The sequence below is a fragment of the Stenotrophomonas sp. FR010 genome (assembly GCF_047520755.2).
Lineage (GTDB): Bacteria > Pseudomonadota > Gammaproteobacteria > Xanthomonadales > Xanthomonadaceae > Stenotrophomonas > Stenotrophomonas sepilia.
This window is the reverse complement of sequence record NZ_JAXBQT020000004.1, coordinates 172,501-195,804: the sequence shown is the minus strand read 5'-3', so window position 1 is coordinate 195,804 and position 23,304 is coordinate 172,501. Positions and strand designations below refer to the sequence as shown.

Below are 23,304 nucleotides of genomic sequence, written 5' to 3'. Positions count from 1 at the left end.
GGACGCTGGGCGTCCACCCGGGCCTGGATCAGGCCTGGGCGTCGTCGCCCTTCTTGGCAGCCTTCTTGGCCGGAGCGCGGCGGGCCGGCTTCTCTTCGCCTTCAGCAGCGGCTTCCGCGAACTCTTCCTCGCGCACCGAAGCGGCGTGCGGCGCAGCGGCCTTGCCTTCCAGCACGGCGTCGGCAGCGGCGCGGGCGTACAGCTGCACAGCGCGGATGGCGTCGTCGTTGCCCGGGATGGCGTAGTCCACCAGTTCCGGGTTGTAGTTGGTGTCGACCACGGCGATGACCGGAATGCCCAGCTTCTTGGCTTCCTTGATCGCGATGTCTTCGTGGCCGATGTCGATCACGAAGATGGCGTCCGGCAGGCGGTTCATGTCCTTGATGCCGCCCAGCGAGGCTTCCAGCTTGTCGCGCTCGCGACGCAGGCCCAGCACTTCGTGCTTGACCAGCTTCTCGAAGGTGCCGTCGGTTTCACCGGCTTCCAGTTCCTTCAGGCGGGCAACCGACTGCTTGACGGTACGGAAGTTGGTCAGGGTGCCGCCCAGCCAACGCTGGTTCATGAACGGCATGCCGCAACGCTCGGCTTCTTCCTTGATGGTTTCGCGGGCGCTGCGCTTGGTGCCCAGGAACAGGACGGTGCCGCGCTTCTGGGCAACCGACGAGATGAAGTTCATCGCATCGTTGAACAGCGGGACGGTCTTTTCCAGGTTGATGATGTGGATCTTGCCGCGGGCGCCGAAGATGTACGGAGCCATCTTCGGGTTCCAGTAGCGGGTCTGGTGGCCGAAGTGGACGCCGGCTTCCAGCATCTGACGCATGGTGACCTGGGGCATTGCAATACTCCTGATATGGAACCAGCGATTCCGCCCGCGGGATAGGTATGCGGGACGCTTGGAAGCGCGATCGGTTCCGGGGTTGGGCTTCCCTGTTGCCTCCGTGGCCGAACTCCTCGCGGAGCACCCCGGCACGGATGGGGGCAGCAGGTGTGGATTCACCGGTGACGTCCGGTGTGGACGGGCTCCCGCGCACGCAGGCGGCAGGAATCCGGTCGATTATAGCCCGCTGGGGGCGTCCGCTGCAATTGCAGGGTCAGATGCGGCCAGATCGACCTCGCGGCCGTCCTGCAGGCGGGCCCGGAAGTGGCCGCCCACATAGCCATCGGTGCGGGCAGGCAGGGGCCAGCGGCGTTCATGGCCTGCGAGGATATAGCCGGCCAGCCCGGCCACCAGCAGCGACGATTGGCCGTCGGCCGCTATGAATCGCAGATCGTGCAGGCGGCCACGCAGCGTACTGGAATTGCTGAGTCGCAGCATGGCCTGAGGCCCATGTGCCTCGACGCGGGCCTGCAGCCGGGCATGCAGCGCCGGCGCCGCTGGGCCGCGGAACAACGGCAGCGAGTAGCGGGGCAATCCCGGCAGGGCCGGCGCCAGTACGATCCGATAGGCCTGTTCACCCACGGATGCTGGCGGACCGCCTGGCAGCAGCCAGACGCGCTGGGTGCTGCCAGGGGGCAGGTCCAGCCGCGCAGGGCTGACCCGGATCCGGTCGCTGGGCTGCAGTCGTTCGGCGTCCAGTTGCTGCTCCCAGGCCAGCACCTGCACCTGGCCCTGCCAGCGGCCGGGCCCCGGATTACGCAGCCACAGTTCGGCGCGGCCGCCTTCGGCGGGTAGCTGCAGGGTGGTCGGCAACAGCTCCAGCGCCGCCGAGGGCTGCGCCAGCAGCAGTCCAAGCAGGATCAGCAGCGCGCGCATCAGTAGATGAGGGTCACGGAGGGCATTGCGCTGTCGTCTGTCGTCGGTGGTGCGAGGTCGCGGACCTGGGGCGGCACCTTGGCGTCGTCACTGCGCTGGTGTGGCGCCGCGCAACGGGGAGCGCCGGCATCGTCGCTGCAGGATTCGACCACGGTCAGCCGGATCTGCAGCGTGGTGCTGCGCGGTTCGGCGCGGGCCGGCGTGCTGGCGACCAGCATCGCCCCGATCAGAAATGCGCGAACCAACTGCCACCCACCGTGCTGAAAGACTCGCTGCGCGGTATCGGCCGGATGCGCCGCAACTGTAGCGCCGAGCCCGCGCTCGGCACGGCCTTCGTCCGGTGGGTGCCGACTGTTGGTCGGCACGCAGGTCAGTAGGTGATCGTCACCGTCACCAGGTCGTTGTAGGTGCCGGCCGGGGGCTGGCCGGTGACCGGCGGTACCCGGCCGTAGATGGTCAGCTGCTGTGCGCTTCCGGTGCCGGTGCTGCTGGCCGTGTCGACCGTCAGGGTGTTGCCCCAGCGCTGGCTTCGTGCCGGATCCCGGTACAGCTCGTAGGGGAGGTAATAGGTGCTGTTGCCGATGGTGGTGGCCATGCGCCGGGTGGTGGTGGCGGCGGGATTGTTCTGGCCGTTGTTCAGGCCGACCTGGAAGGCGGTGTTCTTCAGGCAGGTCAGGGTCAGGGTGGCGGTCTGGTCGATGTTGGCCGGGATGCCGCCGGTGACGTTGCCGAAATTCATGTTGGTGGTGACGTAGCTGCCGCATTGCGGCAGCACGTTGGCGGTGGCGGTGAAACTGAAGGCCGCGCTCGCGCTGTTGGTACCGGTGGCGCCGCCGTTGCAGGTGGCGGGAACGGTGGCGGTGCCGAGCAGGACTTCGTTCCAGGCCCAGGTCAGCACCACGCTGGCGCCGCTGAAGGTGCTGCTGTACGCGCCGGAGGCCAGGACCTGGTTGGCCGGAATCTGACCGAACAGCTGCACAGTCTGCGCACCACTGCCGCCGGTCAGCAGCGGTACGTTGTAGCTCATGGTCAGCTCCTGCGCTGGCGGCGTGCCGCGCGGGACCAGGCCAGTGACCTGGCCGAAGCTGGCGTTGTTATATAGCTGGAAGTTCATCGTGTCGCTGGTGGAGGTGGCCATCGTGCGGAACGTGGAACTGCTGCCGCCGCCACTGCCTGCGCCGATGCCCACGCAGACGCGCACGCCGGTGGTGGCCAGCAGGCTCAGCGCGGCGGTGGTGCAGGTCACCGTGATGTTGAGGTTGGCCGTGCTCGGGCCGGGTGCATTGCTGTTGATGTTGCCGAACGGCAGGGTCGGATTGGCGACCGCCGTGCAGACCGCGGTGGCACCGGCCGGCGCCGCTGCCAGCAGGCCGGCCCACAGCAGCAGGACGAGCAGCGGCACCCTCATGGCGCCACCTCCGGAATGCACTGCTGCGGTGCCGGCTTCGGGCGGGCACCGGACGCCACCACCTTGGGCGGGTCCGGTACCTTCACCCGGCACGGGCCATGGCTGGTGGTGACGTACAGCACGCTGCCGGCGGCGACATCTTCCAGATAGAGCAGGCCGTCGTAGCCGACCGTGGCCTGGCGACCGTCAGGCAGCTGCACCTCGCTGCCCGCCTCCAGAGGCTGGCCGTCCATCGCCAGCAGGGTCAGGCTCAGTGACGACCGCGAACGCAGCTGGAAGGTCACGCGGGTGCCGGCGCGCTGGCGCGGCGTGACCCAGTCCTCGATGCGGTCGGCACGCATGTCTTCGGGCAGGTCCAGGGTGTCGATCGAGACCCGGTTGCGCTGCCAGGACAGCAACGGACTGACCAGCAACAGGCCGCGATCGTCGGTGACACCGATCAAGCGGTTCTCCAGCCGCACCGGGACGCCGCCGACGCCATTGGTGCTGATCACCGCGAACGCATCGGATACCTCGCGCGTGGCGAAGGCGTGCCCGCCCATCCACACCAGGCTGCCGCTGGCACTGGCGTAGGCATAGTTGAGCCCGCCCTGGCGCGAGGCACCGAAAGAATAGCGGCCGACATCGTTGAGGATGCCGACCTCGGCCAGGCCGCCGTTGCCGTCCTCGCCGTGGCGCAGCTGCGCGCGCCAGCCGACGCCGCCGGCGCTGCCATCGCCGGGCACCGGCTGGGTCACGTCCGCGACCCAGCTCTGGCTGTCGCCGTTGCGCTGGCTGGAGAGGCTGGCCTGGCGATTGTTGCCCAGGCTGGCAGTCATCGACAGGTAGATGCTGCGGTCATCGCTGCGGTCCAGGTTCTGGTTCACCGACAGGTAGGCCGACCAGCGTTGGCTCCAGGTGCGCGACCAGAACAGGCTGGCATAGCGGTTGTCGTCGCCGTTGGGGTAGCGCAGGCGCAGATAGCTGGCGCTGAGCGTGCCCAGCCGCAGCAGGTCCAGGCCGACCGTGGCCTGCTCGCTGATGCTTGGTGGCAGGTTGCCCTGCAGCGCGCCCAGGTCGCGGTAGTCGCCGTGGCTGCGCACGCGGCGCAGATTGACGTTGAAGCGACGGTTGTTCCAGCTGTAGCCCAGCGCCCATTGCCCACCCTGCAGGCCGTGGTAGTCACTGTGCGCATAGGCGGCATTGAACACGCCGGCGGCGCCGAGCAACCACCAGCCGCCAATGCCGCCCTGGGCCAGGCCGCCGCCGCCTTCGGCATGCGCCTCGCCGGTGAACGTGTCGGTGACACCGCCGCGCCAGCTGGCGCTGGCCACCGTGCGATCGTCATAGGCGAAGGAGCGCTCGCCGAAATCCCGGCGCAGGTGGCCGACGCCGACCGACCAGTCCGACAGGCCCTTGGCCAGCAGCTGCTGGGTGCCGTAGAAACTGAAGTCCAGCGTCTGCATGCGGCCGAATGCGTCGGTCACCACCACCTGCGCGTTGCCGGTGCCGCTGATGCCGGGCTGTGCTGCGAGCTGGAAGGGACCGACCGGCACCTGCCCGCTGTACTGGCGCAGGCCATCGACATACAGCTCGACCGTGGAGGGCACCACGGCCTGGCCGAGGAAACTCGGCGTGGGCGTCAGCACGCGGTAGGGCTGCAGGCCATAGTTGCGGCCGATCTGCAGGCCACCCAGGCGCACGGGGCGGGTCCAGTCGACGAACCCGCTGTAGAAATCGCCGATCTCCAGGGTCGTTGCGCTATCGGGGAAATCCAGGCTCCAGCGCGTGTCCAGGCGCACGCTCTCGCCGCGCCAATGGCGGTCGCCGGGTTGCTGGTAGCGGCGGCTGATGGCGGTGTTCTCGAAAGTGCCATTGCCGATACCGAATACGCGCAGCTCCGAGCTCAGGCTGAGGTTGCCGAGCGTGTCCACCCGGCTGCCGTAGACGTTGTAGTTGAGCAGCACGCCGGGCGAGGCGCTGCCGGTGGGGGCGCGCGTCTGCGGGCGGCTGAGCACGGTGGTGGGCAGTGTCAGCTGGTCCAGCGGCACGTCCAGCGCCAAGGTCTGCATGTGGGCGTCGTAGCGCACCACCGCACCGCTGATCTGGTCCAGGTAGACCGGTGCATCGCCGCTGGCGTTGAAGCCGAGCTGGCGCAGCACTTCGGGGCTGGCCTGCAGCCGGCCACGGTTCTCGGTGAACGGCAGCAGGCCGCGCGGCGTGCTGTTGAGCGACACATCCAGGTACAGCGTCTGGCTGGCGGTCAGCGGGGTGGGGGGGGGCAGGATCGCATCGGCCGACATGCCGGACACATCAGCCGCCGTGGCCACGCCGGACACATCGGCGGCCTCGGTCGCCGCGGGAACCAGGGCAGCCAGCAACGCGCCCATCATGGCCTCAGCGAGCCGGTGGGGGCGACAGTGGCGTCTGTTCCGACTCGCCATTGAGCTTGGCCGTGATCTGGTCGTTGTCGCGGTCGATCGCCGTGCGTTCGATCGGCCAGCGCATCACCTGGCCGGGCAGTACGTAGCCCAGCAGCCCGGGATGGACGATGCGTGGGCGCGTGGCGCTGCCCAGCGCGAGATCGGCGATCTGAGCGTAACTGTTGCCCGAATTGGCTACTTCGACGCCGTTGCGGCCGTCCGCCAGCTTTGCCAGCCGGGCCTGCAGCTGCGGCGCCAGCGTGCCGGCCGAGGGCTGCACGAACACCGGGATCGAATAGCGCAGGACGAACTGCATGCCACCCGCGCGGATGGCCAGGTCGGGCACCTCGTCAACGATCAGGCGGTAATGTTGCTGTGCCGCTGGCGGTTCCTTGTCCGCACGCATGACCCGCACCAGCTGCTGCTGTCCGGCGGCCAGTTCCTGCATCGGCGGGGTGGCCATCAACGCATCGGTGGGCAGCAGCTGTTCCTGGCCGTCCTGCTGCACCCAGCGGAACACGCGTACCTGCAGCTTCACCGGCGAGGTGCCGCTGTTGGTCAGCCACAATTCGCCGGCACGCTGGCGGGCTTCCAGCTGCAGGCTGGTCGGGGCCACCTGCAGGCTGGTGGCGCCGGCGGCCGCGATGGCAAGCAGGTACAGGGCGAGCAGCGCCACGCCGGTGGCGCGCCACGGGCGGGATCCGGCCATGCGGGCGTGCTCCATCAATAGGTGATCGTGGCGGTAACCGTATCCAGGTAGCTACCGGCGGCCGGGTTGTTGGTGCTCAGGTTCAGGATCTGGCCGTAGACGATGTAGGGCACGGCCAGGCCGGTGCCGATGCCGGCCTGGGTGTTGGTGCCGGTCGTGGCGCCCCAGACCAGGGTATGTGCGGCATCCTGGTAGAGCTGGTAGCCAACATAGTTGTTGGCGGTCACCGCTGCATTGGTGTTCTTCATCCGCCGGGTGGTGACGTCGTTGGCGGTGCTGGCATTGGCGCCCGCATTCAGCGAGATCGTGTACGGGGTCAGTGCCGAGCACTGCGCGGTCACCGTGCCCTGGCCCAGGGTGGGCGTGGTGGTGGTCGAGGCCGCGGTGCCGAAGTCCACGTTGGTGGCGGCCGCCGCCGTGATGGTGCAGGCCTTGGTGACCACCAGGGTGACATTGAAGGTGGTGGTGTCGGCGGCCAGTGCCGGGCTGGACAGCAGGAACCCGGCCACGGCCCATGCCAGCGGGGATCGAACTGGGGATCGCATGAACAACCTCCCTAACCCGAAGGTCCGTTGAACAAGGCGAAGACGGCACGTTCGGTGCCGCTTTGACGACGGTGAGTGCAGCTTAGGAGGCGTAAGTGTCTGTAATCCGTGATAATTAGGCAGACGAAAGAGCGGAGACCATCACGCTTTCACTTTCCTTGCCGGAACCGTGCATCACCCGGATCGGCAGTTGGGTGGCGTTCGTTCAGATTGCGGCCGGATCGGCGATAATGGGTGCCATGAGCGTGAATCTGAAAACCCCGCAGGAAATCGAGATGATGCGCATCGCCGGCCGCCTGGCCAGCGAAGTGCTCGACATCGTCACCCCCCACGTCAAGCCCGGTGTCACCACCGAGGAACTGGACCGCATCTGCCACGACCACATCGTGAACGTGCAGGGCGCGATTCCGGCCAACGTCGGCTACCGCGGCTTCCCGAAGACCGTGTGCACCTCGGTCAACAATGTCATCTGCCACGGCATCCCCAGCGAAGGGAAGGTGCTCAAGGATGGCGACATCATCAATATCGACGTCACCGTCATCAAGGACGGCTGGCACGGCGACACCAGCCGCATGTACTTCGTCGGCACCCCGTCGGTGATGGCGCGCCGCCTGGTGGAAACCACGTACGAAGCCATGTGGCGCGGCATCCGCGCGGTGCGCCCGGGCGCCACCCTGGGCGACATCGGCCATGCCATCCAGAGCTATGCCGAAGGCGAGCGTTTCAGCGTGGTGCGCGAGTACTGCGGCCACGGCATCGGCAAGGTCTACCACGACGAGCCGCAGGTGGTGCATTACGGCCGCCCGGGCCAGGGCCTGGTGCTGCAGCCGGGCATGACCTTCACCATCGAGCCGATGATCAACGAGGGTACCCGCTACAACAAGGTGCTGCCGGATGGCTGGACCGTGGTGACCAAGGACCGCAAGCTGTCGGCGCAGTGGGAGCACATGGTCGCGGTCACCGAGACCGGCGTCGACGTGCTGACGCTGTCGCCGGGCGAGTCGCAGGTCTCCTGACGATGCTGCCGGCGAGTTCGCTGCTGGACACGCCGGCCGCGTCGCTCAACGACCCGGATTGGGCTGCTGCCGCGCGCCAGGCGCTGCAGCAGGCCGACGCGCGCCTGTATCGCCGCTTCGACCAGGGCGACAACATCGAGCGCCTGCTGGCGCTGCGGGCGCGCGCGGCCGACCATCTGATCCGCTTGGCCTGGCAGCGTTGCCTGCCGGCCGACAGCGGCCTGTCGCTGTTCGCGGTCGGTGGCTATGGCCGGGGTGAACTGTTTCCGCGTTCGGACATCGACCTGCTGGTGTTCGGCGACCCGCCCGCACAACGGGCGCATGAAGCGGCATTGGCACGCCTGTTCGCGCTGCTGTGGGACTGCGGATTGGCGGTCAGCCATGCGGTGCGTTCTGCATTGCAGTGCCGCGAGGCGGCGGCTGACCAGACCGTGCTGACCGCGCTGATCGAGGCGCGTCCGATCCTGGCCGATGATGCGGCGCGCCGTGCGCTGCGCGAGGCCATCGACGACCGTGAGCTGTGGCCGGCGCGTGCCTTCTTCCTGGCCAAGCTGGAAGAGCTGCGCAACCGCCACCAGCGCTTCGGCGACACTGCCGACAACCTGGAGCCGGATCTCAAGGATGGTCCCGGCGGCCTGCGCGATCTCAACACGCTGGGCTGGATGGCGCTGCGCGCCTTCGGCGTACGCGACCTGGAAGCGCTGGTCGGCCTGGGCCACCTGGGTGCCGACGAAGCGGCTGCGCTGAAGCGCGAGCGTGCGGTGCTGGCGCGGCTGCGCTTCGGCCTGCACCTGGTCGCGCGCCGCCCGGAAGAACGGTTGCGCTTCGATTACCAGAAGACCCTGGCCGCGCGCCTGGGCTTCGAAGACGATGCCGAGAATCTCGGTGTCGAGAAAATGATGCAGGGCTTCTACCGCGCCGCGCTGGTGGTGCGCCGGATCAGCGACCGCCTGCTGCAGCGCTTCGAGGAACAGTTCGATGGCGAGGCCCAGCCGGAACCGCTGACCGTGGGCTTCTCCCTGCGCCGCGGCTACCTGGCCGCCAACGAGGCCGACTGGCCGCGCGGTGACATCGGCCAGGTGTTCGCCCTGTTTTCCAGCTGGGCCAACAATCCACAGGTGCGAGGCCTGCATTCGCTGACCGCGCGCGCGCTGGCCGAAGCGCTGCCGTTGTTGCCGGCCTACGACCAGGCCGATGCCGATGCACGCGAGCAGTTCCTGTCCCTGCTGCGCGGCCAGCGTCCGGTCGACACGCTTTCGCGCATGGCGCGGCTGGGTGTGCTTGGCCAGTGGATCCCCGCGTTTGCCCAGGTCAGCGGGCGCATGCAGTTCGACCTGTTCCATGTCTATACGGTCGACCAGCACACGCTGATGGTCCTGCGCAACATCGGCCAGTTCGCCAGCAGCCGTGCCGACGAACGCTTCTCGATCGCGCACGAAGTGTGGCCCCGCCTGCGCAAGCCGGAACTACTGCTGCTGGCCGGCCTGTTCCATGACATCGCCAAGGGCCGCGGCGGCGACCACTCGGAGCTGGGTGCGGTGGACGCGCGTGCGTTCTGCCAGGCGCATGCGCTCAGTGGCACCGATACCGAGCTGGTGGCGTGGCTGGTCGAACAGCATCTGCGCATGTCGGTGACCGCGCAGAAGCAGGACATCGCCGATCCGGTGGTGATCCATCGCTTCGCCACCCTGGTCGGCAGCCGCGACCGCCTGGACTACCTGTACCTGCTGACCTGTGCCGACATCGCCGGCACCAGCCCGAAGCTGTGGAATGCCTGGAAGGACCGCCTGTTGGCCGACCTGTACTTCGCCACCCGGCGCGCGCTGCGCGAGGGGCTGGAGCATCCGGTACCGGCCGCCGAACGCGTGGCCGAGGCACGTGACAGCGTGCGCGCACTGGTGCGCGAGCAGGGTTACGACGACGCCATCATCGATCGCCAGTTCGCGGTGATGCCGGATGAGGGCTTCATTCGTCTGCGCCCCGAGCAGCTGGCCTGGCAGGCAGCCGCGCTGGTACCGGTGAAGCAGGGCCAGGCGCTGGTGAAGGTGCGCCGGATCAGTGTGGATGACCCGGCGCTGGAAGTGTTCGTGCACTCGCCCGACCGCGACGGCCTGTTCGCCGCGATCGTGATGACCCTGGACCGCAAGGGCTATGGCATTCACCGCGCACGCGTGCTGGACGGTCCGGCCGATACCATCTTCGATACCTTCGAAGTGAACCCGGCCGACACGTTTGCCGATGGCAGCAGTGCCAACCTGGAGGCGGCGCTGCGCGAGGCACTCAGTGGTGACCTGTCGCGCCTGCGGCCGTCGCGCCGTGTGGTACCGCGGCAACTGCGGCACTTCCGCTTCGCCCCGCGCATCGAGTTCCGCGATGAACCGGGCGCAACCCGTTTTGCCCTGGTCGCTCCCGACCGTCCCGGCCTGCTGGCCGACGTGGCGTTCGTGCTGCGCAACCAGGGCCTGCGCGTGCATGATGCGCGCATTGCCACGTTCGGCGAGCGCGCCGAAGACACCTTCGTGATCAGTGACGAACACGACCTCCCCCTGACTGAACCTGCCCGGCAGCAGCTGCATGACGCAATGCTGGCCTGCCTGGACCCTGATCGAAACGCCGGAGACCCCGCCTGATGGCCACCAAGCCCGCCAAGAAGACCGCCGCGACCCCCAAGAGCGCAGCGGCCCGGAAACCTGCTGCAGCCGCACCGGCCGCAAAGAAGGCCACTGCGCCGAAGAAGGCCGCTGCGGTGAAGGCCCCGGCGAAGAAAACGGCTGCGGTCAAGCGTGCTGTGAAGAAGCCAGCCCCGGCCAAGAGCGCCGAAGCCGTCCGCGCCGAAACCATCGCCCGCAAGTCGCTGCGCAAGCCGTCGGCACCCGGCGTGGAAGAACTCAAGTTCGGCATCGAAAGCGCCTTCGAGCGCCGCGCCACGTTGACCCTGCATGAGCTGGAAGGCTCGACCAGGCCGCTGGTCAACCGCGTGATCGACGGTCTCGAGAGCGGTGAATTCCGCGTCGCCGAGCCGGACGGCCAGGGCGGCTGGAAGGTCAACGAGTGGCTGAAGAAGGCCGTGCTGCTGTATTTCCGCGTCAACGACATGGCGGTGGTCGATGCACGGCCGGCACCGTTCTGGGACAAGGTCGAATCGCGCTTCGCCGGCTATGACGAAGCGAAGTTCCGCCGTGGCGGCGTGCGCGTTGTGCCCGGTGCGATCGCCCGCCGCGGCACGTACTTCGGCAAGGACGTAGTGCTGATGCCGAGCTTCACCAACATCGGCGCCTACGTCGGCGAAGGCACCATGGTCGATACCTGGGCCACCGTCGGTTCCTGCGCGCAGATCGGCCAGCACTGCCACCTGTCCGGCGGCGCCGGCATCGGCGGCGTACTGGAGCCGCTGCAGGCCAGCCCGACCATCATCGAGGACCACTGCTTCATCGGTGCGCGTTCGGAAGTGGTGGAGGGCGTGGTGGTGGGCCACCACAGTGTGATCGGCATGGGCGTGTTCCTCAGCCAGAGCACCCGCATCTACAACCGCGCCACCGGCGAGATCAGCTACGGCTACATCCCGCCGTACAGCGTGGTGGTGTCCGGCTCGCTGCCGAGCAAGGACGGCACCCACTCGCTGTACTGCGCGGTGATCGTCAAGCAGGTTGATGCCAAGACCCGCAGCAAGACCAGCGTCAACGACCTGCTGCGCGGCCTGGCCGACTGAAGGTGAGTGCGCCGGAGGACCTGGCGCAGTCCGCGATCTACCGGCATCCGTCCGACAACGCGTTCGGACGGATGCTGCCGCGCCTGCTGCACGCTCCGCGCTGGACCCGGTTGCGCCGGGCACTGTCACGGCGCTGGCCGATGCCGGTGCTGGTCAGCGACGTGCGCGACGTGGTCTACGCGAGCTGGTGGGTCGATGTGCGCCATGCCCCGCCAGCGCCACGTGGCCATCACTACGTGGTCCATGCAGGACGCACGCCTTACACCGTTCTCAGCTATCGCCATGGCCACTTCGGGCCGGCGCTGGCGGGACCGCTGCGCTGCCTGATGCCGTCGCCAGGGCAGAGCAACTGGCGCTGGTACCTGCGCCGTGACGATGATCCGGGCGGGACCCCGGTCGTGCTGTTCGATCGCAACGTGATGGACCAGCTGGCCTTCGTCGCCGGCGCGCGCGCTTTCAGCGATGCCATGCAGCCACACCTGTCCACGCGCTTCGAGCATGTGGTGCGCGTCGATGGCGATGGGCACACCCTGATCGAAGGCGGGCAGGGGAGTGCGCCTGCGCTGCACCTGCAGTGGCGGGCCGCTGCGGGCTGGGAGGACGGGGCGTGGCGGGGGGCCTTCGGGGGCCATCAGGCCCTGCTGCGCTTCCTGACCTGCCAGGACGAGGCCATTGCGCGCACCTGTGACCGGCGCTGGGCCAGCACCCGCATCGCACTGCAGGTGGATGTCGACAGCCTGCAGCCGCTGCAGCTGGAAGGCGAACTGCAGTGCCCGCGCCTGCAGGCGATGGACGTGGCGCTGCACGAGGGGCTGGCCTTCCGGCTGCCAAGGGTACCGTTCCGGGTCGTGTCCGAGCGCCTGTTGTGAGATTCTGGGCCTCTGTTTTCCAGCATCACAGATGGCCATGAGTACCACTGTCTACGGTTTGAAGAATTGCGATACCTGCAAGAAGGCGAGCAAGTGGCTGGACCGCTTCGGCGTGCCGTACACCTTCGTCGACTACCGCGACAACAAGCCGAGCCCGGAAACACTGCTGGCGTGGGCTGAGCAGCTGGGTGGCCTGGCCGCGATGGTCAACAGGTCCTCAACCACCTGGCGGCAGCTGCCGGACAACCGCAAGGCCGCAGATTCCGAGGCGGAATGGAAGCTGCTGCTGCGCGAGTACCCGCAGCTGATCAAGCGCCCGCTGGTGGTCACCGCCGACGGCACGGTCAGCCAGGGTTTCAGTGACAATGGCTTCAAGGCCCGCTTCGGCGTGGGTGACGCATGAGCGCGGTCCTCGACCTGACCTGCGAACTTATCGCACGGCCCTCGGTGACGCCGGACGATGCCGGCTGCCAGGCACTGCTGGCGGCACGCCTGAAGCAGGCCGGGTTCCAGTGCGATCACCTGCGGCTGGGCGAGGTCGACAACCTGTGGGCGACCCATGGCCAGGGCGCGCCGGTGCTGGTGCTGCTGGGCCACACCGACGTGGTGCCGGCGGGCCCGCGCGAGGCCTGGGCCAGCGACCCGTTCACGCCGCAGATCCGTGACGGCGTGCTGTACGGCCGTGGCACCGCCGACATGAAGGGCAGCGTGGCGGCGTTCGTGGTGGCCGCCGAGCAGTTCGTGGCCGCGCATCCCGATCATCCCGGCACGCTGGCGGTGCTGCTGACCAGCGACGAGGAGGGCGATGCCATCGATGGCGTGCGCCACGTCGCACGGCTGTTCGCCGAGCGCGGCCAACGCATCGACTGGTGCATCACCGGCGAGCCGTCGTCGACGGCGACGCTCGGTGACCTGCTGCGCGTGGGCCGTCGTGGCAGCCTGTCGGCCAAGCTGCGGGTGCAGGGCGTACAGGGCCATGTGGCGTACCCGGAGAAGGCACGCAACCCGATCCACCAGGCGGCGCCCGCCCTGGCCGAGCTGAGCGCACGGCGCTGGGATGACGGCTACGAGAGTTTCCCGCCGACCAGCCTGCAGGTCTCCAACATCCATGCCGGTACGGGCGCCAACAATGTGATTCCCGGCGAGCTCGAGGTGGATTTCAACATCCGCTACAACCCGCACTGGGATGCGCCGAAACTGGAAGCGGAGATCACCGCGCTGCTGGATCGGCATGCCCTGCAGTACACGCTGAAGTGGCATCGCAGCGGCGAACCGTTCTACACCCCGGAAGGCACCCTGCGCGCCACCGCGCGCGCGGTGCTGGCCGAGCACATCGGTCGTGCCCCTGAGGAGAGCACTGGTGGCGGCACCTCCGATGCGCGCTTCATCGCGCCGTTGGGCGCGCAGTGCATCGAAGTGGGGCCGGTCAACGCCAGCATCCACCAGGTGGACGAGAACGTGCGTGTGGACGATCTGGAAGCACTGCCGGGGCTGTACCAGCGGCTGGTGGAGCGGCTGCTGGTGTGAGGCATGGCACCGGGCACGGCCCGGCGCTACCCCTGTGGGTGCCGACTGCTGGGTGCCGACCGTTGGTCGGCACACCTTCACCTGGTTGCCAACGCAACGGTTGCGCCGTGCCGGAAACCGGGGTAGGGTCGATGCCATGTCGATCCGCCTGGCCACCGCCGTCAATAACAACAACCGCAATAATCTGCGCGCGAATAATCGTGCGCGGCCGATGCGGGACTGCGCCCTGGGTAGATAGACAGCAACACACGCCCGGACACCAGAAAACCCGCATCGGTCGATGCGGGTTTTTTTGTGCCCGGGCGCAGCCCCACCCGGGCCTGGATGGCCGGTCGAACACCCTCCCACCCGTGAAATTTCCCCAACAGGAGCTCCCCCATGTGTTCGATCTTCGGAATCTTCGGCCTGCAGGCCGGTGACGATCTTCCGGCCCTGCGCCGCCATGCGCTGGAACTGTCGCAGCGCCAGCGCCACCGCGGCCCGGACTGGAGCGGCGTGTATCTTGACGAAGGTGCGCTGCTGGTCCACGAGCGGCTGGCCATCGTCGACCCGGCCGGCGGCTCGCAACCGCTGCTGTCGGCCGACGGCCAGCTGGCGCTGGCGGTCAACGGCGAGATCTACAACCACCAGCAACTGAAGGCCGCACTGACCACCGCCTATGACTTCCAGACCGGTTCGGACTGTGAAGTGATCAATGCGCTGTACCGCCAGGGCGCTTCGCCGGCTCAGTGGCTGGAGCAGCTCAATGGCATCTTCGCGTTCGCGCTGTGGGACCGTGGTGCCGGTCGTGTGCTGGTGGCGCGCGACCCGGTCGGCGTGGTGCCGCTGTACTGGGGCCACGATGCCCAGGGACGTCTGCGAGTGGCCTCGGAAATGAAGGCACTGGTCGATACCTGTGCCGACGTCGCCCAGTTCCCGCCGGGTCACTATTTCGACAGTGCCAGCGGTGAGCTGGTGCGCTACTACCAGCAGCCGTGGCGCGACTACGCTGACGTGCAGGGTCGCCAGGCCGATCTGGCCGAACTGCGCCAGGCCTTCGAGCATGCGGTGGAACGCCAGCTGATGAGCGATGTGCCGTACGGCGTGCTGCTGTCTGGTGGCCTGGACTCGTCGCTGGTGGCGGCGGTGGCCGCGCGCTATGCACGCCGTCGCATCGAGGATGGGGGGCAGACCGAAGCCTGGTGGCCGCGCCTGCACTCGTTCGCGATCGGCTTGAAGGGCTCTCCCGATCTGGCCGCCGCTGCAATCGCCGCCGAAGCGCTGGGCACCGTGCATCACGGCTTCGAGTACACGTTTGAGGAGGGCCTTGATGCACTGCCGGAAGTGATCCGCCATATCGAGACCTACGACGTCACCACCATCCGCGCATCGACGCCGATGTTCCTGCTGGCACGGCGGATCAAGGCAATGGGGGTGAAGATGGTGCTTTCCGGCGAGGGCAGCGACGAGATCTTTGGTGGCTACCTGTATTTCCACAAGGCGCCGGATGCGCGTGAATTCCACGACGAACTGGTACGCAAGCTCGACGCGCTGCACAACTACGACTGCCTGCGCGCGAACAAGTCGATGATGGCCTGGGGCGTGGAGCCGCGTGTGCCGTTCCTGGATCGCGAATTTCTCGATGTGGCGATGCGCTTCGACGCCGCGCACAAGATGGTCGGTGCGGGCTTTGGTGGCCGCCGCATCGAGAAGGCGGTGCTGCGCGAGGCGTTCGAAGGCTACCTGCCGGACAGCATCCTGTGGCGGCAGAAGGAGCAGTTCAGCGATGGCGTTGGCTATGGCTGGATCGACGGGCTGAAGGCGCATGCCGAAGCTCAGGTGAGCGACCGTGTGCTGGCAGCGGCCGACAAGCGCTTCCCGCACAACCCGCCGCAGACCAAGGAGGCCTACTACTATCGTCATCTGTTCGAGCAGTTCTTCCCGAGCCGTGCGGCCGCCGAGACCGTGCCGGGTGGCAAGTCCATCGCCTGCTCGTCGCCGGCGGCGATCGCGTGGGATGCCAGCTTCGCCGCAGCTGCAGATCCGTCGGGGCGCGCGATCGCTGGCGTGCACGAGCAGGCACTGGCGTAAGCCCCGAAAAAGGGACGGAGGGGGGCCGGGGCGCTTGTGCCACTAACGACTTAATCCCCTCCGTCCCCTTTTTGTATGATCGCCCCCCTGCACATTGGGGAATGTTCATGGAAGTACACAGCGGGGGCCCGGCGCCACCGACGAAGTGGGGATGGCGCTATCTGGCCTGGGTCGGGGTCCCGCTGCTGGCTGGCGTGCTGCTGGCCCGTTATGCCGGGCCGGCGGCGCCCGAGGCTGTTGCCCGTGCCACGGCCACGGCCACGGCCGAAGCCACCTGGGTGCAGCATCTGGCGTCGCCGCTGGGCCTGTTCCTGCTGCAGCTGCTGGTGCTGCTGCTGGTGGCCAAGGGCGCAGGCGCGCTGCTCAAGCACTTTGGACAACCGGCGGTGATCGGCGAGATGGCCGCCGGCCTGATGATGGGCCCATTGATGCTCGGCAGCCTGTTGCCGCCGCTGCATGGAGCCCTGTTCCCGCCCAGCTCGCTGGGCCCGCTGGGCATGCTCAGCCAGTTGGGTGTGCTGATGTTCCTGCTGGTGGCCGGTGCCGAGCTGGACCTGGCGGCGCTGCGTGGACGCCGGCGTTTTGCCTTTACGGTCAGCCATGCCGGCATCGCGGTGCCGTTCGTGCTTGGCGTCGCCCTGGCGATCTGGCTGTACCCGCAGCACGGTCCGCAGGGCGTGGGCTTCACCGCATTCGCACTTTTCGTTGGCATATCGATGAGCATCACGGCCTTCCCTGTGTTGCTGCGCATCCTTGCCGACCGCGGTATCACGCAGGCGCCACTGGGGCAGACCGCGATTGCCTGCGCTGCATTGGGTGATGCCACCGCGTGGTGCCTGCTGGCGCTGATCGTGGCGGCTGCACAGGCCAGCGGATGGCTGCCGGCCAGCCTCAACCTGCTGTGCGTAGTCGCCTTCGTGGCGCTGATGCTGGGGCTGGTGAAGCCGTGGTTCGCCCGCCAGCAGATCGCGCCGGGTCGTGAGGGACGCTGGCTGCTCGGCATCCTGCTGCTGTCGCTGGCCAGTGCCCTGGTCACCGAGATGCTCGGCATCCATGCGCTGTTCGGTGCGTTCGCGGCTGGCGTGGCGGTGTCGTCAAATGTGCAGTTGCGCGAGCTGCTGATGGCGCGCGTCGAACCGTTCGCGGTGACGCTGCTGCTGCCGCTGTTCTTCGCCATGACCGGGCTGCGCATGCGCGCCGATACGCTGCAGGCCAGCGATGTCCTGTTGTGCGTGGTGGTGATCGCGGTAGCGACGACCGGCAAGCTGCTGGGCACCTTCAGTGCCGCACGCAGTGCCGGCATGCCCACCCGTGAGGCGTGGCAGCTGGGTGCACTGATGAACACCCGTGGCCTGATGGAGCTGATCGTGCTCAACCTGGGTTACGAACTTGGCCTGCTCGGTGACCGGCTGTTCGCGGTGCTGGTGATCATGGCGCTGGTGACAACGGCGATGACCGGGCCACTGCTGAACCTGATCGAGCGGCGTAGAAGCTGACCCGGTAGCGCCGCGCGGGCATTCTGTAGAGCCGAGCCCATGCTCGGCTGCTTCTGGCGCGGAGCCGAGCATGGGCTCGGCTCTGCGCCAGAAGCAGCCGAGCATGGGCTCGGCTCTACAGCGTGCAGCGCACCCTCGGGCATGTGGGTGCCGCCGTCAGCGCGCTGGCACCAGCGTCATGGTGTGCTGCGCCTTGCCGGGCAGGAACGGCGTCGGCCGGCCATGCACCCAGTCTTCGTGGCCGGCACCCCAGTAGGGCGACAGTGGATGCCCACTCTGGCCGCCGGGCATGTGCACGATGCCGTCGGCCTCGTGGCCCGGTGAAACCACCATGCGCTCGGAAGCGCCGAAGTTCGGCGTCTGCACGCGCGGCATGTCGCGGTCGCCGGGCAGGCGGTCGGCCGGCATGCACAGCCAGTGTTTGGCGATGTCCGGCAGCGCCCGTGCGATGGGGTGGCAGATCGCCGCCGTATTGCGTTCGCCCCAGCTGCGCTTGGCCAGTGGGCCCTGCCTGGCCAGCTCGCTCTCGGTGCGGCGTGCGGCGTCGATCAGCAGCGCATCCCAGCTGTCGAAGGCCGGTGGCAGCAGATTGGCCGGCCGCTGCTGCAGCATCGGCCAGGCCACGCCTTCCAGCTGCGCCAGGCGCGGCTCCAGATAGTCATCGCCCAGCTGCGCATTGGCCGGTGCCAGCAGTGCATCGGACAGTGTTGTCATCACCTGCGTACGGAACTCACGCACCACCCGGTAGCTGACCGAGCTGGCCGAGGCACGGCCGCCCCATTGATGGCTGGCCTCCTTCAAGCGCTTCAGTGCAGGGTCGTCACTGCGTTCGATGACGTCGTGCAGCAGCGCCCACCAGCGCTGCAGGAACACCGCGCGATCGTCGAGCTGGATCGCCAGCAGGTCGTGTTCATCGAAGCGCTCCTGGATCGCCAGCAGGTCGCGGATCTGCCGCGCACGGGCACCCAGGTCATAACCGCCATTGCCGACGGTAGCCAGCGCCTCGCCGTCGAGGACGCGGCCGTTGGCGGTCCACAGGCGATGGTTGGGGGGATCGATCAATGCCGGCGAGGCATCGCTGCGGATCGGCCAGGGGGCGCAGTCCTGGTTGTGGGCGGCGTTGAAGCCGGCCGGCGCGCAGCCCGGACCGCGATCCGGGCGGGCGCCGATCAGGCGCCAGGCGATGCGTCCGGTGCGGTCGCCGATCACCAGGTTCTGTGCGGGAATGCCGGCGTGGTCGGCGAACTGCAGGGCTGCGTCCAGATCACCGGCGCGGGCCAGGTCACCGAAGTCCAGGCGCACCGCACCGGGCAGCTGGGCGACCCAGCGCAGCGCGTCGCCGCTGCCATCGGCATGCGTGTGCAGGATCGGTCCCCAGGCGGTTTCGCGTACCGGGAACCGCACATCGGCCTGGCCGGCCACCGCAATCCGTTCTTCATGCACCGTCACTGCGGCATGGGCCGGTTCGGTGCGGTAGTCCGCCGTGTCAATGTAGCTGTTGGTGAAACCCCAGGCGACGTGCCCGTTGCTGCCGACGATCACGGCCGGAAGGCCCGGCAGCGAGAAGCCGGTGACGTCGACCTGGCCGCCAGCGGCCTGCGGGTCGGGGTAGCGCAGGCGCACGCGGAACCACAGGCTGGGTGCGCGCAGGCCCAGGTGCATGTCGTCGGCAACAATGGCGCGGCCGTCGGCGGTGAGCGCACCGGCCACCGCGAAGTTGTTGCTGCCGACGGCGTCGGCTTCTTCCTGCCCGGTGCCCGGTTTTCCCTTCAGCGTGCGCAGGTCCAGCTGGCTGGCATCGGGCAGCGTGGCGTTGCCGGTCGGTTCGCCGAACAGCGGTGCATCCCATTCAGTGCCGTCGTGGGCGATCAGTGCGTACAGCGCCGACGGCACCACCGCGCGGATGCGGCTGAGCGCAAGCTCGGTCTGGTTGCCGGGATCCTGCAGGTCGGCGTACATGGCCAGCCCGGTCAGCACGCTGTCGCTGGCCTGCCAAGGCTGCGGTGACTGCCGCAGCAGCAGGTACGCCCACGGCCGCACGGAGAGGTCGGCCAGGCCCTCATTGACCCCACCGACATAGGCGCTCACGGCGTCGACGTTGTCGCCCAGCGCAGCCTGCATGTTCGCCTCGGTGCGCGCGCGCAGCCGATGCACGCGCATGCGCTTGTCGGCATCGATCGCCTTCGGGCCAAACAGTGCGGACAGTTCGCCGGCGGCGCTACGGCGCATCAGGTCCATCTCGAAATAGCGTTCCTGCGCATGCACGCGGCCCAATGCGCGCATCGCGTCGGCCTGGCTGGTGGCGGTGATGGTGACCACGCCCAGCGCATCGCGCTCGATGGTGACCGGCCTGGCCAGGCCGGGCAGCGCATGCTCGCCGTCCAGGTCGGCCAGGCTGCCGCGCAGCAGCAGCCACAGGACCAGTGCGGTGACCAGCACGATGGCGACCAACACGCCCAGCACCCAACGCCATGTACGTCGCATCGCACGTCCTTTCCGAACTCGTGGGCCGATTGTAGCCGCAGGCGCAACTGCGACTGATTCCGATTAGATCACCGTATTTTGAAATGCGGCACCCTATGCCGCATCGATTCACAGGAGCCCCCCTCATGAAAGGCAACCCGGACGTCATCGCCTGCCTGAAGGAACTGCTGCGCGGCGAGCTTGCTGCGCGCGACCAGTACTTCATCCATTCCCGCCGCTACGAGGACCAGGGCCTGTTCGCGCTGTACGAACGCCTGAACCACGAGATGGAAGAGGAAACCCAGCACGCCGATGCGCTGCTGCGCCGGATCCTGTTCCTGGGCGGCGACCCGGACATGCGCCCGCACGCCACCGAGCCGGGCAAAACCGTCGAAGAGATGCTGCAGAAGGATCTCGACACTGAATACGCCGTTCGGAACAATCTGGCCGCCGGCATGAAGCTTTGCGAGGAGAAGGGCGACTACGTGAGCCGCGACATCCTGCTGGCGCAGCTGAAGGACACTGAGGAAGACCACGCCTGGTGGCTGGAACAGCAGCTGGGCCTGATCAAGCGCATCGGCCTGGAGCTGTACCAGCTGAGCAAGATCGACGGCACCGGCGCCGCGGCGCACTGAGCCGGCACCGCTTTTTGTAGAGCCGAGCCAATGCTCGGCTGCGTTCCGGTAGAGCCGACCGCTGGTCGGCTGCTCTGCGAAATGCAGCCGACCAGCGGTCGGCTCTACCAGAAGAAGTACAGCGTTCTGTCGCCCGCCAGCACCGGAGCACCGCCAGCCAGCCTTCGCCCGCCAGCCGCTCCACCGCCTGCCAGCCGACAACGAAAAAGCCGGGGAATGCCCCGGCTTTTTCGTGTCCGGGGTCAGATCCGTTTTCGACGAAAACGGCTCTGATCCCATTGGCTTGGAAATTGCCAACCGAGGTTGGCGTGTACCGGGGTAATGCGTGTCAACCAATGTTGACACCTGCCAGGGGCGTTGTCCGGGGTCAGAGCCCTTTCCGGTGGAAAGGGCTCTGACCCCGGTGCTCCTCACTCCACCGACAACCCTTCCACCTTCTGCCAGCCGCGCGGCAGCAGGTGGCCGCGGGTGGCGCGGGCGCCGAGGTAGGCGTCGAGCTCGTTGAACTTCAGCCCCATCGTGCGCTGGCCACTGCGCACCTGCAGGGTCTGCCCCGGGCTGATCGCCACGATGGCGACCACGCGTTCGGTGGCGAGCTTGGCCTTCGGGATCTCGATGATCTTGTTGCCCTTGCCCTTGTCCAGTTCTGGCAGGTCGTTGGCGGCGATCGCCAGCAGGTTGCCGGAACTGGTCACCGCCACGATGCGGTCGGTGGCCACGTTGGCGACCATCGACGGGGTCAGCACCGACGAACCGGCCGACAGGTTCAGCATCGCCTTGCCGGCCTTGTTGCGGCCGATCAGGTTCTCGAAGCGGGTGACGAAGCCATAACCGTGGCTGGAGGCCAGCACGAAGCGGGTGTCCGGCTCGGCGCTGGCCAGGGTCACGAAGCTGGTGCCCGGTGCCGGCGAGAAGCGGCCGGTCAGCGGTTCACCATTGCCACGCGCGGAGGGCAAGGTGTGCACCGGCGTCGAGTAGGCGCGGCCCTCGCTGTCGAGGAACGCGACCTGCTGGGTGCTGCGTGCGCGCACCGCGCCCTGCAGTCCGTCGCCTTCACGGTAGGACAGGGCAGATGCATCGACGTCGTGGCCCTTGGCGGCACGGATCCAGCCCTTCTCCGACAGCACCACGGTCATCGGCTCGCTCGGCACCAGCTCGGTCTCGTCGATGGCCTGCGCCGCCTGACGCTGCACCAGCGGCGAACGGCGTGCGTCGCCGAACTTCCTGGCGTCGGCGGTCAGTTCATCGCGGATCAGCTTCTTCAGCTTGGCCTTGCTGTCGAGGATGCCGAGGATCTTCTCGCGCTCCTTGGCCAGCTCGTCCTGCTCGCCGCGGATCTTCATCTCTTCCAGGCGGGCCAGCTGCTTCAGCTTGGTTTCCAGGATGTACTCGGCCTGTTCCTCGGACAGTCCGAAGCGCGCGATCAGCGCCGCCTTCGGTTCGTCCTCGGTACGGATGATGTGGATCACCTCGTCCAGGTTGAGGAAGGCGACCAGCAGGCCTTCCAGCAGGTGCAGGCGGCGCTCGACCTTCTGCAGGCGGTGCTGCAGGCGGCGGGTGACGGTGTTGCTGCGGAAGGTCAGCCATTCGCTGAGCAGCATCTTCAGGTTCTTCACCTGAGGACGGCCGTCCAGCCCGATCACGTTGAGGTTGACGCGGTAGCTGCGCTCCAGGTCCGTGGTAGCGAACAGGTGGCCCATCAGCTGCTCGGCGTCTACCCTGTTCGAACGCGGCACCAGCACCACGCGCACCGGGTTGGCGTGGTCGGATTCATCGCGGATGTCTTCCAGCCACGGCAGCTTCTTGGCGCGCATCTGTGCGGCGATCTGCTCGATCACCTTCGACGGCGACACCTGGAACGGCAGCGCCGTGATCACGATGTTGCTGGCTTCCTTGGTGAAAGTCGCGCGTGCACGCACGCTGCCGTTGCCGGTCTCGTAGATGTTGCGCAGGTCATTGGCCGCGGTGATGATCTCGGCGCTGGACGGATAGTCCGGGCCCTGCACGTGTTCGCACAGGTCGCGCACGGTGGCGTCGGGGTTGTCCAGCAGGTGCAGCAGCGCGCTGACGATCTCGTTGAGATTGTGCGGCGGCACGTCGGTGGCCATGCCCACGGCGATGCCGGTGGTGCCGTTGAGCAGCAGGTGCGGCAGCCGCGCCGGCATCCAGGTCGGCTCCTGCAGGGTGCCGTCGAAGTTCGGTGCCCAGTCGGTGGTGCCCTGGCCCAGTTCGCCCAGCAGCACTTCGGCGATCGGGGTCAGCTTGGATTCGGTGTATCGCATCGCCGCGAACGACTTCGGGTCGTCGCTGGAGCCGAAGTTGCCCTGGCCCTCGATCAGCGGGTAGCGGTACGAGAACGGCTGCGCCATCAGCACCAGCGCCTCGTAGCACGCGCTGTCGCCGTGCGGGTGGTATTTACCGATGACGTCGCCGACGGTGCGCGCGGACTTCTTCGGCTTGGACGCGGCATTCAGGCCCAGCTCGCTCATCGAATAGATGATGCGGCGCTGCACCGGCTTCAGGCCGTCGCCGATGAACGGCAGGGCACGGTCCAGGACCACGTACATCGAGTAGTCGAGGTAGGCGCGTTCGGCGTACTCGCGCAGCGGCAGTTGTTCGAATCCGTGGAACACGGGGCGGGCAAGTTCGGTCATGCGGCGTTGTTACCTATGTCGGGATGCGGCGACGGAGGTCGCCGCTCG

The 23,304-nt window shown here is 67.8% G+C and carries 18 protein-coding genes; 9 read left to right on the top strand and 9 right to left on the bottom strand.

From position 1 onward, the window contains the following. Window positions 1–28 precede the first annotated feature (28 nt). The 7 genes from rpsB to ACM0PK_RS05670 form a co-directional block, all read right to left on the bottom strand. Entirely contained in the window at window positions 29–835 is an 807-nt protein-coding gene (rpsB, locus tag ACM0PK_RS05700) for a 30S ribosomal protein S2 (RefSeq protein ID WP_005408748.1), read from the bottom strand. A gap of 219 nt (window positions 836–1,054) precedes the next feature. After that, complete coding sequence (locus tag ACM0PK_RS05695) at window positions 1,055–1,753, bottom strand: fimbrial biogenesis chaperone (RefSeq protein WP_111201413.1); 699 nt, start codon at window positions 1,751–1,753, stop codon at window positions 1,055–1,057. Continuing rightward, window positions 1,753–1,971 carry a hypothetical protein gene (locus tag ACM0PK_RS05690; protein WP_072166940.1) on the bottom strand — a complete coding sequence of 73 codons (219 nt, stop codon included), beginning with the start codon at window positions 1,969–1,971 and terminating at the stop codon, window positions 1,753–1,755. The genes ACM0PK_RS05695 and ACM0PK_RS05690 overlap by 1 nt, the downstream gene beginning before the upstream one ends. Window positions 1,972–2,123: 152 nt before the next feature. Next, window positions 2,124–3,161, bottom strand: a complete 1,038-nt coding sequence (locus tag ACM0PK_RS05685; protein WP_414606888.1) for a Csu type fimbrial protein — start codon at window positions 3,159–3,161, stop codon at window positions 2,124–2,126. After that, window positions 3,158–5,530 carry a fimbria/pilus outer membrane usher protein gene (locus tag ACM0PK_RS05680; protein WP_414606887.1) on the bottom strand — a complete coding sequence of 791 codons (2,373 nt, stop codon included), beginning with the start codon at window positions 5,528–5,530 and terminating at the stop codon, window positions 3,158–3,160. The genes ACM0PK_RS05685 and ACM0PK_RS05680 overlap by 4 nt, the downstream gene beginning before the upstream one ends. Window positions 5,531–5,537: 7 nt before the next feature. Beyond that, window positions 5,538–6,287 (bottom strand): fimbrial biogenesis chaperone, encoded by a 750-nt coding sequence (locus ACM0PK_RS05675; RefSeq protein WP_414606886.1) that lies wholly within the window; start codon window positions 6,285–6,287, stop codon window positions 5,538–5,540. Continuing rightward, window positions 6,287–6,817: a Csu type fimbrial protein gene (locus ACM0PK_RS05670; protein WP_414606885.1), complete on the bottom strand. Its 531-nt coding sequence runs from the start codon at window positions 6,815–6,817 to the stop codon at window positions 6,287–6,289. The genes ACM0PK_RS05675 and ACM0PK_RS05670 overlap by 1 nt, the downstream gene beginning before the upstream one ends. A gap of 230 nt (window positions 6,818–7,047) precedes the next feature. Between ACM0PK_RS05670 and map the strand changes: the two genes are divergently transcribed. The 8 genes from map to ACM0PK_RS05630 all read left to right on the top strand — a co-directional run bounded on the left by map (window position 7,048) and on the right by ACM0PK_RS05630 (window position 17,504). After that, on the top strand, window positions 7,048–7,833 hold the full coding sequence (map, locus tag ACM0PK_RS05665) for a type I methionyl aminopeptidase (RefSeq protein ID WP_032955117.1): 786 nt from the start codon (window positions 7,048–7,050) through the stop codon (window positions 7,831–7,833). Window positions 7,834–7,853: 20 nt separating this feature from the next. Continuing rightward, on the top strand, window positions 7,854–10,463 hold the full coding sequence (locus ACM0PK_RS05660) for a [protein-PII] uridylyltransferase (protein ID WP_495498517.1): 2,610 nt from the start codon (window positions 7,854–7,856) through the stop codon (window positions 10,461–10,463). Continuing rightward, window positions 10,463–11,542: a 2,3,4,5-tetrahydropyridine-2,6-dicarboxylate N-succinyltransferase gene (dapD, locus tag ACM0PK_RS05655; protein ID WP_414606883.1), complete on the top strand. Its 1,080-nt coding sequence runs from the start codon at window positions 10,463–10,465 to the stop codon at window positions 11,540–11,542. The genes ACM0PK_RS05660 and dapD overlap by 1 nt, the downstream gene beginning before the upstream one ends. Window positions 11,543–11,544: 2 nt before the next feature. Continuing rightward, entirely contained in the window at window positions 11,545–12,411 is an 867-nt protein-coding gene (locus ACM0PK_RS05650) for a hypothetical protein (protein WP_414606882.1), read from the top strand. A gap of 31 nt (window positions 12,412–12,442) precedes the next feature. Continuing rightward, entirely contained in the window at window positions 12,443–12,814 is a 372-nt protein-coding gene (locus tag ACM0PK_RS05645) for an arsenate reductase (RefSeq protein WP_170944942.1), read from the top strand. Next, window positions 12,811–13,938 (top strand): succinyl-diaminopimelate desuccinylase, encoded by a 1,128-nt coding sequence (dapE, locus tag ACM0PK_RS05640; protein WP_065177428.1) that lies wholly within the window; start codon window positions 12,811–12,813, stop codon window positions 13,936–13,938. Before ACM0PK_RS05645 ends, dapE begins: the two co-directional genes overlap by 4 nt. A gap of 378 nt (window positions 13,939–14,316) precedes the next feature. Next, the gene (asnB, locus tag ACM0PK_RS05635) at window positions 14,317–16,008 is read left to right on the top strand and encodes an asparagine synthase B (protein ID WP_072166802.1); all 1,692 of its coding nucleotides are present in this window, start codon (window positions 14,317–14,319) and stop codon (window positions 16,006–16,008) included. Between the two features lie 107 nt (window positions 16,009–16,115). Further along, a complete protein-coding gene (locus tag ACM0PK_RS05630; RefSeq protein ID WP_414606881.1) occupies window positions 16,116–17,504 on the top strand; it encodes a cation:proton antiporter domain-containing protein in 1,389 nt (462 codons plus the stop codon). Between the two features lie 156 nt (window positions 17,505–17,660). Here ACM0PK_RS05630 and ACM0PK_RS05625 read toward each other — a convergent pair whose 3' ends face one another. After that, entirely contained in the window at window positions 17,661–19,988 is a 2,328-nt protein-coding gene (locus tag ACM0PK_RS05625) for a penicillin acylase family protein (RefSeq protein ID WP_414606880.1), read from the bottom strand. A gap of 125 nt (window positions 19,989–20,113) precedes the next feature. On the opposite strand from ACM0PK_RS05625, the gene bfr reads away from it, so the two are divergent. Next, window positions 20,114–20,602: a bacterioferritin gene (bfr, locus tag ACM0PK_RS05620; protein WP_111202195.1), complete on the top strand. Its 489-nt coding sequence runs from the start codon at window positions 20,114–20,116 to the stop codon at window positions 20,600–20,602. A 410-nt stretch (window positions 20,603–21,012) separates the two neighbouring features. Here the strand turns inward: bfr and parC are convergent, their stop codons facing one another. After that, window positions 21,013–23,256, bottom strand: a complete 2,244-nt coding sequence (gene parC / locus ACM0PK_RS05615) for a DNA topoisomerase IV subunit A (protein WP_134971341.1) — start codon at window positions 23,254–23,256, stop codon at window positions 21,013–21,015. Window positions 23,257–23,304: the final 48 nt, after the last annotated feature.

Excerpts from the sequence above, each read along its gene's own strand:
- rpsB (WP_005408748.1), bottom strand. The coding sequence starts at position 835 with ATGCCCCAGGTCACCATGCGTCAGATGCTGGAAGCCGGCGTCCACTTC.
- ACM0PK_RS05695 (WP_111201413.1), bottom strand. The coding sequence starts at position 1,753 with ATGCGCGCGCTGCTGATCCTGCTTGGACTGCTGCTGGCGCAGCCCTCG.
- ACM0PK_RS05690 (WP_072166940.1), bottom strand. The coding sequence starts at position 1,971 with ATGCTGGTCGCCAGCACGCCGGCCCGCGCCGAACCGCGCAGCACCACG.
- ACM0PK_RS05685 (WP_414606888.1), bottom strand. The coding sequence starts at position 3,161 with ATGAGGGTGCCGCTGCTCGTCCTGCTGCTGTGGGCCGGCCTGCTGGCA.
- ACM0PK_RS05680 (WP_414606887.1), bottom strand. The coding sequence starts at position 5,530 with ATGGGCGCGTTGCTGGCTGCCCTGGTTCCCGCGGCGACCGAGGCCGCC.
- ACM0PK_RS05675 (WP_414606886.1), bottom strand. The coding sequence starts at position 6,287 with ATGGAGCACGCCCGCATGGCCGGATCCCGCCCGTGGCGCGCCACCGGC.
- ACM0PK_RS05670 (WP_414606885.1), bottom strand. The coding sequence starts at position 6,817 with ATGCGATCCCCAGTTCGATCCCCGCTGGCATGGGCCGTGGCCGGGTTC.
- map (WP_032955117.1), top strand. The coding sequence starts at position 7,048 with ATGGGTGCCATGAGCGTGAATCTGAAAACCCCGCAGGAAATCGAGATG.
- dapD (WP_414606883.1), top strand. The coding sequence starts at position 10,463 with ATGGCCACCAAGCCCGCCAAGAAGACCGCCGCGACCCCCAAGAGCGCA.
- ACM0PK_RS05645 (WP_170944942.1), top strand. The coding sequence starts at position 12,443 with ATGGCCATGAGTACCACTGTCTACGGTTTGAAGAATTGCGATACCTGC.
- dapE (WP_065177428.1), top strand. The coding sequence starts at position 12,811 with ATGAGCGCGGTCCTCGACCTGACCTGCGAACTTATCGCACGGCCCTCG.
- asnB (WP_072166802.1), top strand. The coding sequence starts at position 14,317 with ATGTGTTCGATCTTCGGAATCTTCGGCCTGCAGGCCGGTGACGATCTT.
- ACM0PK_RS05630 (WP_414606881.1), top strand. The coding sequence starts at position 16,116 with ATGGAAGTACACAGCGGGGGCCCGGCGCCACCGACGAAGTGGGGATGG.
- ACM0PK_RS05625 (WP_414606880.1), bottom strand. The coding sequence starts at position 19,988 with ATGCGACGTACATGGCGTTGGGTGCTGGGCGTGTTGGTCGCCATCGTG.
- bfr (WP_111202195.1), top strand. The coding sequence starts at position 20,114 with ATGAAAGGCAACCCGGACGTCATCGCCTGCCTGAAGGAACTGCTGCGC.
- parC (WP_134971341.1), bottom strand. The coding sequence starts at position 23,256 with ATGACCGAACTTGCCCGCCCCGTGTTCCACGGATTCGAACAACTGCCG.